Annotated in this window: 11 protein-coding genes; 8 read left to right on the top strand and 3 right to left on the bottom strand. The window is 56.2% G+C overall.

Annotated elements, in window-relative coordinates:
- Positions 1-263 precede the first annotated feature (263 nt).
- The 3 genes from ACLRGG_RS06145 (at position 264) to glpX (ending at position 3,769) form a co-directional block, all read left to right on the top strand.
- Positions 264-1,109, top strand: coding sequence for an MIP/aquaporin family protein (locus ACLRGG_RS06145; RefSeq protein WP_416248886.1), 846 nt, complete (start codon positions 264-266; stop codon positions 1,107-1,109).
- A gap of 32 nt (positions 1,110-1,141) precedes the next feature.
- Positions 1,142-2,656, top strand: a complete 1,515-nt coding sequence (gene glpK / locus ACLRGG_RS06140) for a glycerol kinase GlpK (RefSeq protein WP_416248885.1) — start codon at positions 1,142-1,144, stop codon at positions 2,654-2,656.
- A gap of 102 nt (positions 2,657-2,758) precedes the next feature.
- A complete protein-coding gene (glpX, locus tag ACLRGG_RS06135; protein WP_416248884.1) occupies positions 2,759-3,769 on the top strand; it encodes a class II fructose-bisphosphatase in 1,011 nt (336 codons plus the stop codon).
- A 48-nt stretch (positions 3,770-3,817) separates the two neighbouring features.
- On the opposite strand, the gene emrD is transcribed toward glpX, so the two are convergent.
- Entirely contained in the window at positions 3,818-5,002 is a 1,185-nt protein-coding gene (gene emrD, locus ACLRGG_RS06130) for a multidrug efflux MFS transporter EmrD (protein WP_416248918.1), read from the bottom strand.
- A 307-nt stretch (positions 5,003-5,309) separates the two neighbouring features.
- On the opposite strand from emrD, the gene fpr reads away from it, so the two are divergent.
- Entirely contained in the window at positions 5,310-6,056 is a 747-nt protein-coding gene (gene fpr / locus ACLRGG_RS06125; RefSeq protein WP_416248883.1) for a ferredoxin--NADP(+) reductase, read from the top strand.
- On the opposite strand, the gene ACLRGG_RS06120 is transcribed toward fpr, so the two are convergent.
- Positions 6,047-6,490: a DUF805 domain-containing protein gene (locus tag ACLRGG_RS06120; RefSeq protein ID WP_416248882.1), complete on the bottom strand. Its 444-nt coding sequence runs from the start codon at positions 6,488-6,490 to the stop codon at positions 6,047-6,049. The two genes, fpr and ACLRGG_RS06120, sit on opposite strands and share 10 nt — an antisense overlap.
- 81 nt (positions 6,491-6,571) lie before the next feature.
- Between ACLRGG_RS06120 and ACLRGG_RS06115 the strand changes: the two genes are divergently transcribed.
- The 4 genes from ACLRGG_RS06115 to ACLRGG_RS06100 all read left to right on the top strand — a co-directional run bounded on the left by ACLRGG_RS06115 (position 6,572) and on the right by ACLRGG_RS06100 (position 12,741).
- Positions 6,572-7,174 carry a DUF1454 family protein gene (locus ACLRGG_RS06115; protein ID WP_503369229.1) on the top strand — a complete coding sequence of 201 codons (603 nt, stop codon included), beginning with the start codon at positions 6,572-6,574 and terminating at the stop codon, positions 7,172-7,174.
- A 115-nt stretch (positions 7,175-7,289) separates the two neighbouring features.
- Positions 7,290-8,057: a triose-phosphate isomerase gene (tpiA, locus tag ACLRGG_RS06110; RefSeq protein ID WP_416248880.1), complete on the top strand. Its 768-nt coding sequence runs from the start codon at positions 7,290-7,292 to the stop codon at positions 8,055-8,057.
- A gap of 494 nt (positions 8,058-8,551) precedes the next feature.
- Positions 8,552-10,171: a malate dehydrogenase (quinone) gene (gene mqo / locus ACLRGG_RS06105; protein ID WP_416248879.1), complete on the top strand. Its 1,620-nt coding sequence runs from the start codon at positions 8,552-8,554 to the stop codon at positions 10,169-10,171.
- A gap of 170 nt (positions 10,172-10,341) precedes the next feature.
- Positions 10,342-12,741 (top strand): phosphoketolase family protein, encoded by a 2,400-nt coding sequence (locus ACLRGG_RS06100; protein WP_416248878.1) that lies wholly within the window; start codon positions 10,342-10,344, stop codon positions 12,739-12,741.
- Positions 12,742-12,777: 36 nt separating this feature from the next.
- Here ACLRGG_RS06100 and ACLRGG_RS06095 read toward each other — a convergent pair whose 3' ends face one another.
- Positions 12,778-13,362: a LysE family translocator gene (locus ACLRGG_RS06095; protein WP_416248917.1), complete on the bottom strand. Its 585-nt coding sequence runs from the start codon at positions 13,360-13,362 to the stop codon at positions 12,778-12,780.
- Positions 13,363-13,430 lie beyond the last annotated feature (68 nt).

Here is a 13,430-nt window from a genome sequence, read left to right as displayed (position 1 = left end):
ATAAGCGACGTTTAAAGTAAGACGCTCGTTAACAAATTGCGAAAAAAAAACAGAATATCGCTATTGCATTAGCGCACCGGGAAAGCAAAAACACGCGAAAACGCTCATTTTTTTGACCTGGAGCACAACTTTTGATTTCGCTATTTCTCGTTTATGCTCGTTAACGATAAATTTACATCAGCCCTACATTAGATTTGGGTGCCTCATGGAATGAGAAAAATAGAGCTGTAGAACATTTAACCTCGCCTTCAGGAAATACCATTATGAGTCATTCAACAAGCACGCTCAAAGGACAGTGCATCGCAGAATTTCTTGGTGTGGCCACCATTATTTTCTTTGGTGCAGGCTGTGTCGCCGCCATGAAGCTTGCCGGTGCCAGTTTCGGTCAGTGGGAAATCAGTATTATCTGGGGTATCGCCGTTGCCATGGCGGTCTACCTGAGCGCCGCGATCTCCGGTGCGCACCTTAATCCGGCGGTCACGATCGCCCTCTGTCTGTTTGCCAACTTTGACCGCCGTAAGGTTGCGCCCTACATTCTGGCACAAATCGCTGGCGCCTTTTGCTCTGCGGCGCTGGTCTATGGCCTTTATTACAACCTGTTCCTGGACTTTGAGCATACGCACCATATGGTACGCGGCACGGTTGCCAGTCTCGACCTCGCCGGTATCTTTTCCACTTATCCAAACCCCCATATCAGCGTGGGCCAGGCCTTCCTTGTTGAAGCGGTGATTACCGCCGTGATGATGGCGCTGATCATGGCGCTGACTGACGATGGCAACGGCCTGCCTCGCGGCCCGATGGCGCCTTTACTGATTGGTCTGCTGATTGCGGTGATTGGCGGTGCGATGGGCCCACTAACCGGTTTCGCCCTGAACCCGGCTCGTGATTTTGGACCTAAGCTCTTTGCCTGGCTGGCCGGCTGGGGTAACGTTGCCTTTACCGGCGGCCGCGATATTCCCTATTTCCTTGTGCCTATTTTCGGCCCGATTGTGGGTGCCATTATCGGGGCATTTGGCTATCGCTCGTTGATCGCCTGTAACCTGCCAGGTAAGACGCTGGAAAAAAAACAAGAGAAGCCGATAGCGCGTGCTGAGCAGCGTAAAGCGTAAGTTGTTAACCCTTTACACATCAGGAATGAATTATGACCACTGATAAAAAATATATTGTCGCCCTCGACCAGGGGACCACCAGCTCCCGCGCCGTTATTCTCGATCACGATGCCAATATTGTGGCGGTATCCCAGCGCGAGTTTCAGCAGATATACCCTAAGCCGGGCTGGGTTGAACACGACCCGATGGATATCTGGGCGTCACAAAGCTCAACGCTGGTCGAAGTGCTGGCCCATGCCGATATTCGCTCCGACGAAATAGCCGCTATCGGCATCACTAACCAGCGTGAAACGGCTATTGTCTGGGATAAAGAGACCGGGAAGCCGATTTACAATGCCATTGTCTGGCAGGATCCCCGTACCGCGGACTATTGTGCGAAGCTGAAAAGAGAGGGACTGGAAGAGTACATCCAGCACACCACCGGACTGGTGATTAACCCCTACTTCTCGGGCACCAAGGTTAAGTGGATCCTCGACAACGTTGAGGGTTCCCGCGAGCGCGCGAAACGCGGCGAGCTGCTGTTTGGTAACGTCGATGCCTGGCTGGTGTGGAAAATGACGCAGGGACGGGTGCATATCACCGACTACACCAATGCTTCACGTACCATGATGTTCGATATTCACAAGCTGGAATGGGACCAGCGCATGCTGGACATCCTGGATATCCCCCGTGAAATGCTGCCTGAGGTAAAATCATCCTCGGAGGTGTACGGCCAGACCAATATCGGTGGTAAAGGTGGGACGCGTATTCCCATCGCCGGCATCGCTGGTGATCAGCAGGCCGCGCTCTACGGTCAGCTTTGCGTACAGCCGGGAATGGCTAAAAACACCTATGGCACCGGCTGCTTTATGCTGATGAATACCGGTACCGAAGCGGTTACCTCCACCCATGGCCTGCTGACGACCATCGCCTGCGGTCCGCGTGGCGAGGTAAACTACGCGCTTGAAGGGGCGGTGTTTATCGGCGGCGCCTCCATTCAGTGGCTGCGCGATGAAATGAAGCTCATTGGCGACGCGACCGACTCGGAATACTTTGCCACCAAGGTAAAAGACAGCAACGGTGTCTATATGGTGCCGGCCTTTACCGGTTTAGGCGCGCCCTACTGGGACCCCTATGCCCGCGGCGCGATTTTCGGCCTGACCCGTGGTGCAAATGCCAACCACATTATTCGCGCCACGCTGGAGTCTATTGCTTACCAGACGCGTGACGTACTGGAAGCGATGCAGCAGGATGCCAACACGCGTCTGCAGTCTCTGCGGGTGGACGGCGGTGCCGTGGCAAACAACTTTCTGATGCAGTTCCAGTCCGATATTCTTGGCGCACGCGTTGAGCGACCTGAAGTACGGGAAGTCACCGCACTGGGATCCGCCTACCTGGCTGGTCTGGCGGTGGGCTTCTGGAAGGATCTGGACGAGGTTCGCGCCAAGTCCGTGATTGAGCGCGAGTTCCGTCCCGGCATCGAAACCTCCGAGCGTAACTATCGCTACGCAGGCTGGAAAAAAGCCGTTGCCCGCGCCCAGACGTGGGAAGACCAGGACGACTCATAATCTCTGCCCTGCCCGCCCGCGATGGCCACAATCGCGGGCATTTTCCGCCTCTCCCCCTGCCTGTGATAAACTTTTCGCCTCTTTTTCTTCCCGGGGCAAATCATGAAACGAGAACTCGCCATAGAATTTTCACGCGTAACCGAAGCAGCGGCGCTGGCAGGCTATAAATGGCTGGGACGCGGCGATAAAAATGCGGCCGATGGTGCAGCAGTTCATGCGATGCGCATCATGCTCAATAAGGTGAATATTGAGGGTGAAATTGTCATTGGAGAAGGGGAGATTGATGAAGCCCCGATGCTTTATATCGGCGAGAAGGTGGGCACCGGTCACGGCGATGCCGTCGATATCGCCGTCGATCCTATCGAAGGCACCCGCATGACGGCAATGGGCCAGGCCAATGCGCTGGCAGTGCTGGCCGTCGGGGATAAAGGCACCTTCCTTAACGCGCCCGATATGTATATGGAAAAGCTGATCGTCGGGCCGGGCGCAAAAGGCGTGATAGACCTCAACGCCCCGCTGGCAGAGAACCTTCATCGTGTGGCGCAGGCGCTGAGTAAACCGCTGAGCGCGCTGACCGTAACAATTCTGGCTAAGCCACGCCACGATGCGGTAATTGCGTCTCTGCAACAGCTTGGCGTTCGCGTTTTCTCCATTCCCGACGGTGACGTTGCTGCCTCCATTCTTACCTGCCTGCCCGACAGCGAAGTCGACGTACTGTACGGCATTGGCGGCGCGCCGGAAGGCGTGGTTTCTGCGGCGGTGATCCGCGCACTGGACGGCGACATGCAGGCGCGGCTGCTGGCCCGCCACACCGTCAAGGGCGACACGCCGGAAAATCGTCGAATAGGTGAGCAGGAACTGGCGCGCTGTCGCGATATGGGCATTGAGGCTGGCAGGGTGCTACAGCTGGCCGATATGGCGCGCAATGATAACGTCATCTTCTCCGCAACCGGTATCACCAGCGGCGACCTGCTGAAAGGCATTACCCGTCAGGGGAATATGGCAACCAGCGAAACGCTGCTGGTGCGCGGCAAGTCCCGCACCATCCGGCGCATCCAGTCGATTCACTATCTGGATCGAAAAGATGAGAGCCTGCATCCGTACATCCTTTAGTCCCGTCGCAGCTTGCCAGGCGCGGGCATCAGCCCGTCCCTGAGACCATCATTGCGTTACGGCCTGGCCTTCTGGTCGCCTGGAGAGCGGAAGCCAGCAAAGCAGGATCAACAGCGCCATGGCGAACATCAGCATCCCCAGGCTGAACTGGCCGTTCTGCGGCAGCAGGGCTGACAGCCAAGCGGTCAGTCCCGATCCCAGATTCTGTAACCCTCCCAGCAGGGCGCCTGCCGTCCCGGCCATATAGGGCCAGGGCTCCATGGCTCCGGTTGTCGCCAGCGGGAAGAGCATACCCGCGCCAAAGAAAAACAGGGCAGCAGGTGCCACCAGCGTCCAGATCGTCATGATGCCGAACCAGGCAGGGATCCACATTATCGCACCGGCAAGCAGACAGCTGTTCACCGCCCACCACATCAGCTGGGTAAAAGGGCGGTTGTCACGGCCTGCAAACCATGCGCCAAAAAATGCCGCAGGCAAAGGCACAATAAACAGCAGGCTGACCATCAGCGTATTCAGCCCCAGCACCCCGCCCATCAATACGCCACAGCTGGCCTCAAACACGGCTATCCCACCCAGCGCGCCCATCAGCATAATCAGATAGCGGAAAAAGGCGCCATCAGCCAGCAAGGGACGATAGCGTGAAAAGAGCCTGCGCGTTTCGACCGGCAGCGGCCGCGTTTCCGGTAGCCAGCGCAGCATAGCGAACCCCACCCCGATACAGAGCAGCAGCAGAAACGCAAAACAGGCATGCCAGCCCAGCCAGTGAGTCAGTACCGCGCCAATAACGGGCGCGACCAGCGGGCTGACCAGAATGCCCATATTGAGCAGGCTGTTAGCATGACGCAGCGCGCTGCCGGCATAGAGATCGCGCGGCATTGTTCTGGCCATCACGCCCGCCACGCCGGTACCCATACCCTGAATGGCGCTGCCAGCTATCAGCATCGACAGGTTTGGCGCCGTTAGCGCCACCAGCGTACCCAGAATAAAGATGCACAGGCCTGCCAGAATCACCGGACGGCGGCCTATTTTGTCAGACAGCGGCCCGTACAGCAGCTGCGATCCGCCGTAAGTCATCAGGTAGCCCGCCATAACGCGCTGCACCGCGCCATCATGCACGTTAAAAGCCTCAGCAATGTTAACCATTGCAGGGACATAAATTGTCTGTGCCATCTGGCCGACGGCGACGAGCGCAATCAGCATCAGCAGCAGCTGTCTGTGTTCAATTTTTTTCATTTTAGTCAGTATGATTATCGGCATAACCCAGTTTCAGAAGGGTGATCGCCAGAATTATTGCGGTGTTGGCGTGGAAAATATCAGGATTTTATAATAAAGCGAGGGGAGTGGCGCAAATGGCTGGGCGCAGGCTGTCAGTGAAAGCGCGCACAAGTGTAAAATAAACTGTACGTTATTGCCCTTTGCGCCGCCTCCCAGTTTGTCGATATGAGCTTTGCCAGCCGTTGCCACTGGAAAAATGGCCGCTCAGTAGCGAAGATATTGGCTAAAGGGCTAATGTGCCCCACACCGACTAAGGAGCTGTTTTATGGCCGAATGGGTAAACGCCAGTATCGAAAAGGTGACTGACTGGACCGATAGCTTATTCAGTATCACCGTGACCGCCCCCATCGACCCCTTTATTGCCGGTCAGTTTGCCAAACTGGCGCTGGAAATTGACGGCGAACGCGTTCAGCGCGCCTATTCTTTTGTAAATGCACCCCGCGATAAAAACCTGGAGTTTTATCTGGTGACGGTGCCAGAGGGCAAACTCAGTCCTCGTCTGCACGCGCTGGAGCCGGGTCAGGAGGTGATGATCACCAAAGAGTCAGCGGGTTTCTTTGTGGTGGATGAGATCCCGCCCTGCGAGACGCTGTGGATGCTGGCGACGGGCACCGCCCTCGGCCCCTACCTTTCAATATTGCAGGAAGGCCAGGGCCTGGAACGATTTAAAAATATCGTCCTGGTCCATGCCGTGCGCTATGCGCAGGACCTGAGCTATCTCCCGCTCATGCAGCAGCTCCAGCAACGCTACAGCGGCCAGCTACAGATACAGACCGTGGTCAGCCGCGAAGCGGTAGCGGGTTCGCTTACTGGCCGCGTACCGGCGCTGATTCATAACGGCGAGCTCGAGGCCGCCGTCGGCATTCAGATGAATGCTGAAAGCAGTCATATTATGCTATGCGGTAACCCGCAAATGGTACGGGACACTCAGCAGCTGCTAAAAGATAGCCGGGATATGCGCAAGCATCTTAAGCGCAAGCCAGGCCATATTACCAGCGAACACTACTGGTAATTCGCCGCACGGCGTCCCCTGTAGTTGACCGGCAGCGCCGCTTTTCCGAAGCGGTTTTCGCCCAGGCTACCGCGAAAGCCCCCCAGTTCCAGCGTCATGGTCACCAGGATTAACGTCGGAATAAACCGGCTCAGCACCCACTGCCCGCTGGCGGGCAGTGATTCCCAGTTTCCGGCCAGCAGCATCCAGGCCACAATCAGCAATAGCCCCCAGTATCCCGGCTTGTTGCGGTCATGCAGACGCTTAACCACCACCGCGCTGGTCGGCCAAAGCAGGCATACCAGGCAAAAAGCGGCGGTTTGCGTACTTAACCAGTTCCGGGCCGACAGGGTAAACAGGAGCACCATCATCGCCAGCCAGAGCGTCAGCCAGACCCAGAAATCCCGCCGTCCCAACCTTCCCCGCCAGGAGAAACACCACGCTTGTAAGGTCATTTTTAATCCCCTTGAACAGCGTCAGGCTTTGACTTTGCCGACCATTGTCCGTTCTAATCTTGTCTGAATGAAAGGGTCAGGATGGACAACATGAATAAAGCGCTCATCACGAGCATTACACTTCTCGTTATGCTGGCGACGCCTCCGCTTTGGGCTGACCCTGCACCGCAGGATCGTACCGGGCATATGCCGACTGCACCCTATCTTATGGCGGGGGCGCCGACATTTGATTTTACTATCGGCCAGTTTCGGGAAAAGTATAATGCGATTAATCCAGCATTAACCATACCGGAGTACCGGGCAATCGACAGTCGCGGGGACAAAAGTAATTTGACCCGTGCCGCCAGCAAGATCAACGAAAATCTCTATAGCTCAACCGCCATAGAACAGGGCACGGGTAAGGTCAAAACCCTGCAAATTACCTGGCTACCGGTGCCAGGCCCTGATGAGAAGGCGGCACGTGATAAAGCCCGCGCCTATATGGCCGCCCTGGCGCGCTTTTTTGAGCCCACGCTGACCGAAGCGCTAAGCCTGAAACGTCTGGATGACCTGCTTAACAGGGGTAAAGGATCGCGCTATTTTGAACAGAGCGAGGGGGCTTTACGCTACGTCATTGCGGATAACGGTGATAAGGGGCTGACCTTTGCTATCGAGCCCATAAAACTGGCTATGACCCCCAACTGACGCGGGCAAAGATGACGAAAAGCAAAGCCTTTCATAGTTTTCATCTCTATACTGTCTGGCAGACAACGCTGCTCCGGCAGGGTAATTTAACGTATTTCGCGACGTGGAGGATATGATGCGACATCCATTAGTTATGGGTAACTGGAAACTGAACGGCAGCAAAACAGTGGTTAAAGAGCTGATTGCAGGCCTGCGAAACGAGCTGAGCAGCGTTGACGGTTGCGGTGTCGCTATCGCCCCGCCGGTAATGTATCTGGATCAGGCAAAACATGCGCTTTCTGGCAGCCAGATCGTGCTCGGCGCGCAGAACGTAGACGTTAACCTTTCCGGTGCTTTCACGGGCGAAGTGTCCGCTGATATGCTGAAAGACGTGGGCGCGCAGTACATCATCATCGGTCACTCCGAACGTCGTACCTACCATAAAGAGAGCGATGAGCTTATCGCGAAGAAGTTTGCCTTACTGAAAGCGGCAGGTCTGATCCCGGTACTGTGCATCGGCGAAACCGAAGCTGAAAATGAAGCAGGCAAAACCGAAGAAGTGTGTGCACGTCAGATTGACGCGGTATTAAAAACCCAGGGCGCGGAAGCGTTCAACGGCGTGGTCATTGCCTACGAACCAGTCTGGGCCATCGGTACGGGCAAATCTGCTACGCCTGCCCAGGCTCAGGCGGTACACAAATTTATCCGCGACCATATCGCAAAAGAAAACCATGCTGTAGCGGCCCAGGTCATCCTCCAGTACGGCGGCTCCGTGAACGATAAAAATGCCGCCGAGCTGTTTGCTCAGCCGGATATTGACGGCGCGCTGGTTGGCGGCGCATCGCTCAAAGCAGATGCCTTTGCAGCCATTGTGAAAGCAGCGGCAGTGGCGAAAAACGCCTGATAGCCGTCCCCTGCTCCGGCTAAGGAGCAGGGTGCTTGATTTTCTGCTCCCCGGTTTTGTCTCCCTGTTCAGGCTTGTTGCATGCGTTAGCCACACATCCCTCTTCTGCTCCCCAGGGTTACCCTGATTTCCCGCTGCGTTATCCCCACGCCCCGGGCTAACCCGCTGCCCTGCGCTATGCATCACGCAGACCTGCCGTAACCCCCTTCCTGGACGCCTGGCGGCGATCTGCACACCCCACGCTCTCAACGCCCATAAATGTTGCTAATTTTGTTTGAATTTTCATTATCACTTTTAATCTTTAAACAATTTTTTAATTCCCTCGTAACAATGGTATATTTCCAGAGCACTAACTGCTTGTTAAATAATCCATTTTATTCATGTGGGTTTTATGAGACGTCCCCCGGATCCCGCGTACTGACCCGTCGGGCAGGGGACAGCTCGATATCACCTGCATAACATGTTGAAAATTCAACATATGGAGATGTCGCATCATGCGGAAATCAGCACAACGCCAGCCCGTTTGTCACGCCGCCTCAGGTAAGTCAAATGCGGCCTCTGATGGGAAAAATAAGGGCGACGTCGATGTATTAATGATCGGCGGCGGCATTATGAGCGCGACGCTGGGCACCTACCTCCAGCAGCTTGAGCCAGACTGGCGCATCGGCATGGTCGAGCGCCTGGATGACGTCGCGGAAGAGAGTTCAAATGGCTGGAATAATGCGGGCACGGGACATGCTGCGCTGGCTGAGATGAACTACACCCCGATGAACAGCGACGGTACGGTGGCTATCGGGAAAGCGGTTGAGATCAATGAGGCATTTCAGATCTCCCGACAGTTCTGGGCTTATCAGGTTCAACAGGGTGTGCTGAGTCATCCCCGTAGCTTTATCACCAGCGTACCTCATATGAGCTTCGTTTGGGGGGAGGAACACGTTAACTTTCTGAAAAAACGCTATGCCGCGCTGCAGAAAAATACGCTGTTTCGCGATATGGAATACTCGGAAAACCCTGAGCAGATCAAGAGATGGATCCCGCTGATTATGGAAGGGCGTGATGCGCATCAGCGCGTTGCCGCGACCCGCAGCGAGATGGGGACCGACGTTAACTTCGGTGAAATCACGCGCCAGCTGATTGCCTCGCTAAAGAAAAGCGCCGGATTCAGCCTGCAAAATCATCATGAGGTGCGTGATATCAAGCGCGACCGGGATGGAATGTGGCGCGTTACCCTGTCCGATCTGAAAAACAGCGGGCGTAAACAAACCCTTCGCGCCAGGTATATCTTTATCGGCGCGGGCGGGGCGGCGCTGACGCTGCTACAGGCCTCCGGCATCCCGGAAGCGAAAGATTATGCGGGCTTTCCGGTGGGCGGTGAATTCCTCGTCACTGACAATCCGGAGGTGGTAAACCGCCACCTGGCTAAAGTCTATGGCAAAGCAGAGGTGGGCGCGCCGCCGATGTCCGTACCGCATCTGGACACCCGGACGCTGGACGGTAAGCAGGTTCTGCTATTTGGCCCCTTCGCCTCATTTTCTACGCGGTATCTGAAGCAGGGTTCGCTGTGGGATATGTTTGGTTCAATGACCCCATCGAACGTTTTACCGATGGCGCAGGTTGGGCTGAATAACTTCAACCTGGTGAAATACCTGGTAGGCCAGGTGATGCTGACCGATGACGATCGCCATCGGGCGCTGCAGGCCTATTTACCGCAGGCGAACAAAGAGGACTGGCGTCGCGTAAAAGCGGGGCAGCGCGTACAAATCATCAAAAAAGAGGCGGGTAAAGGCGGCGTACTCAAACTGGGTACCGAAGTGGTGACCTCGCAGGATGGCACGATTTCTGCCCTGCTGGGTGCATCGCCGGGCGCTTCAACGGCGGCGCATATTATGCTGGAGCTGATGAAAAAGGTCTTCGCAGAAAAGATGGCTACCCCGGCATGGCAGTCGACGCTGAAAACGATGATCCCGTCCCTCGGGCAGAGCCTGAACGGTAACGTCGCTGCAACGGAGAAGGTGCTGGCAGAAACCAGCCGGCTTCTTCAGCTGGCCTATACGCCACCCGTGGCGGCCAACGATGAAGCGCAGCAGGCCGGCTCGACGGCAATGGGTAAGTAATTCCCCGAAACGCCCGGTGGCAACATGTGCCCGCCGGGCAGCATAATCCCCCTCTTATCTGCCACACCCGACCTGTTTATGTCGTTACGCTCCCGTCCCCGCGCCCTTTCTCTGCATGCCCGACTCAGGCGTCTATGCTTTGATCTGATGCGCTAATGAGGAGGACATTAATGGATACGCCTTTACACCCGCCAGTCTCAGACCCTGATTTAAGGCTTTTGGATCGCTACTGGCGCGCCGCTAACTACCTGTCGGTCGGGCAGATCTATCTGCTGGACAACCCGCTGTTGCGGCAGCCCCTGGAGGCAGGTCATATTAAGTCCCGCCTGCTGGGCCACTGGGGAACCACCCCCGGCCTGAATTTCATTTACGCTCACCTGAACCGAATTATTCGCCAGCGGGATACCAACCTGCTCTACATCTGCGGCCCGGGACACGGTGGCCCCGGCATGGTAGCGAACACCTGGCTGGAGGGGAGCTACAGCGAAATTTACCCCGATATCAGCCAGGATGCTGAAGGGATGCGTAAGCTATTCCGGCAGTTTTCGTTCCCCGGCGGCATTCCCAGCCATGCTGCGCCTGAAACGCCGGGATCGATTCATGAAGGGGGCGAACTGGGTTATTCACTGGTTCATGCTTTTGGTGCTGCCTTTGACAATCCCAATCTGATTGTCCCCTGCGTTATCGGCGACGGCGAGGCGGAAACCGGGCCGCTGGCCGCCAGCTGGCACGGCACGAAATTTCTTAATCCCGTACGTGACGGGGCCGTATTACCCATTCTGCATCTCAACGGGTATAAAATCGCCAACCCCACAATTCTGGGCCGCACCGACGACGGCGATTTGGAACAGCTTTTCAACGGTTACGGCTATGAACCTCTGTTCGTGGTCGGCGATGATCCCCAGCTGATGCATCGTCAGATGGCCGACGTGTTGGATAAAGCCTTCGACCGCATTCAGCAGATTCAGCAGGCGGCACGCCGCGGTGAAGCACAGAAGCGCGTCCCCCGCTGGCCGATGATTATTTTGCGCAGCCCAAAAGGCTGGACCGGGCCAAAAACCGTGGACGGCAAAAAAGTAGAGGGGTTCTGGCGTGCGCACCAGGTGCCGGTGGCAGAATGTCGGGAAAATGAGGCGCACCGGGAGATCCTCCAGCAGTGGATGGCAGGCTATCATCCTGATGAGCTGTTCGACGACGCGGGCCGGTTGATGCCGGAGTTGCAGGCGCTGGCACCAACCGGGGATAAACGTATGGGTTCCACCCCTTATGCCAACGGTGGACGACTGCGCAACCTGTTGGAGGTGCCTGATATCCGTCAGTATGCGGTGGAGGTTAACAGGCCGGGCGAGACGCTGGCGCAGTCAACGGCGGTGCTGGCCAGCTACCTGAGCGAGATTTTTACCCGCAACCCGGAAAATTTCCGCCTGTTTGGCCCGGATGAAACGGCCTCTAACCGGCTGGGTAAGGTGTTTGACGTGACGAATCGCAGCTGGATGGAGGCGATCCTCCCCTGGGACGAACAGCTGGCGCAGGATGGACGGGTCATGGAAATCCTCAGTGAACACCAGTGTCAGGGCTGGCTTGAAGGCTATTTGCTGACGGGCAGGCACGGCCTGTTTAACTGCTACGAAGCCTTTATTCACATTATCGACTCAATGTTTAACCAGCATGCGAAATGGCTAAAAGTTTCCCGTAAGCTGCCCTGGCGCAAACCGATCTCCTCGCTCAACTATCTGCTCTCATCCCACGTCTGGCGTCAGGACCACAATGGCTACAGCCATCAGGATCCGGGCTTTATGGACCATGTTGCCAATAAGAAGGCCGATATCGCCCGCATCTATCTGCCGCCGGATGCCAATACGCTGCTGTGGGTGGGGGATCACTGTCTGCGCACCTGGGACAGGATCAATGTGATCGTTGCCGGAAAGCAGCCTGAGCCTCAGTGGCTGACCATGGATGAGGCCATCAGACACTGTGAAAAAGGCATGGGTATCTGGCACTGGGCCGGTAATGAAACGGCGGAGGATCCTTCCGACGTCGTGATGGCCTGCGCAGGTGACGTTCCAACCCTCGAAACGCTTGCCGCCGTAGATTTGCTGCGCCAGTACCTTCCCGACCTGCGCGTCAGAGTGGTGAATGTCGTGGATCTGCTGGCGATGCAGACGAAAGAGCAGCATCCGCACGGGCTGGATGAGCAGGAGTGGGAGACTATCTTCACCGCAGATAAGCCGGTGATTTTCGCCTTCCACGGTTATCCGGCGCTGATCCACCGCCTGACCTGGCAAAGAAATAATCATCGTAATATTCATGTTCACGGCTTTAACGAGGAAGGCACCACCACCACGCCTTTCGATATGACGGTGTTAAACGAGCTGGATCGCTATCATCTGGCGCAAAACGCCATCCTGTGCGTGCCAGGATTGCAGGAAGAAGCGGGGGGCGTACTGGATGCGCTACAGGAAAAACTCGCGGCACACCATGCCTGGGTAAGGGAGTATGGCGAGGATATCCCGGAGGTGCACAACTGGAAGTGGCCTTCGCACGAAGATAAGGGCGGCGCGCCCGATTAATAACAGGGGCGGCGAATGTGCCGCCCCTGCTGATGCTCAGGGATGAATGACTTCGGTCAGCATCCACAGCGTGGTGATCACCAGCGACAGCCCCATAATGGTATTGAATAACCGCAGCTTCCACGCCACCTGTAAGTGTTTCCCCAGACTGTCGCCCAGCGCGGCCCACACCAGAATACAGGGCAGATTCAGCGCCATAAACCCAATCATCACCGCCAGTATGCCGCTGCTGGCGGTATACATCAGGGCGACGTTCGTCGCCATCAGCCAGGCTTTGGGGTTGACCGCCTGAAAAAGCGCGCCGCCCAGTAGCGTCATCGGACGGGCCTTTTCGTGTAGTTCAGGAACACCTGCGCGAAATATCTTCCATGACAGCCAGAACAGGTAGGCACACCCCATCAGCGTCAGTGGCATTCTGACAGTTCCCATCCACTGAAGGAGTCCCTCCAGCAGCAGCCCGGCGATCACCGTCTGGATTGCGCATCCGATCACAATGCCCAGCATCATCGGCAGGGTACGTCGTATGCCAAAATTGACGCCGGAGGTGGCGAGCAGAAGGTTATTAGGGCCTGGGGTAATCGACATCACGGTAACATAGCTGAAAAAGGAGGGATCGAGCATAGTGGCTATCCGACAGATGAATGAGATGACCATAGTAAAAGCGGCACGCTAATGGTAACAGACTCACA

The organism is Erwinia sp. PPS120, assembly GCF_047918655.1.
Taxonomy (GTDB): domain Bacteria; phylum Pseudomonadota; class Gammaproteobacteria; order Enterobacterales; family Enterobacteriaceae; genus Erwinia; species Erwinia tasmaniensis_A.
Note: the sequence above shows the minus strand (reverse complement) of the source record. Positions and strands in the feature narration are given on the sequence as shown.

Bases quoted from the DNA above. Each gene is read 5' to 3' on its own strand.
- ACLRGG_RS06120 (WP_416248882.1), bottom strand. From the start codon at position 6,490: ATGACCTTACAAGCGTGGTGTTTCTCCTGGCGGGGAAGGTTGGGACGG.
- ACLRGG_RS06115 (WP_503369229.1), top strand. From the start codon at position 6,572: ATGGACAACATGAATAAAGCGCTCATCACGAGCATTACACTTCTCGTT.
- ACLRGG_RS06100 (WP_416248878.1), top strand. From the start codon at position 10,342: ATGGATACGCCTTTACACCCGCCAGTCTCAGACCCTGATTTAAGGCTT.
- ACLRGG_RS06095 (WP_416248917.1), bottom strand. From the start codon at position 13,362: ATGCTCGATCCCTCCTTTTTCAGCTATGTTACCGTGATGTCGATTACC.
- ACLRGG_RS06145 (WP_416248886.1), top strand. From the start codon at position 264: ATGAGTCATTCAACAAGCACGCTCAAAGGACAGTGCATCGCAGAATTT.
- fpr (WP_416248883.1), top strand. From the start codon at position 5,310: ATGGCCGAATGGGTAAACGCCAGTATCGAAAAGGTGACTGACTGGACC.
- mqo (WP_416248879.1), top strand. From the start codon at position 8,552: ATGCGGAAATCAGCACAACGCCAGCCCGTTTGTCACGCCGCCTCAGGT.
- glpK (WP_416248885.1), top strand. From the start codon at position 1,142: ATGACCACTGATAAAAAATATATTGTCGCCCTCGACCAGGGGACCACC.
- emrD (WP_416248918.1), bottom strand. From the start codon at position 5,002: ATGAAAAAAATTGAACACAGACAGCTGCTGCTGATGCTGATTGCGCTC.
- glpX (WP_416248884.1), top strand. From the start codon at position 2,759: ATGAAACGAGAACTCGCCATAGAATTTTCACGCGTAACCGAAGCAGCG.
- tpiA (WP_416248880.1), top strand. From the start codon at position 7,290: ATGCGACATCCATTAGTTATGGGTAACTGGAAACTGAACGGCAGCAAA.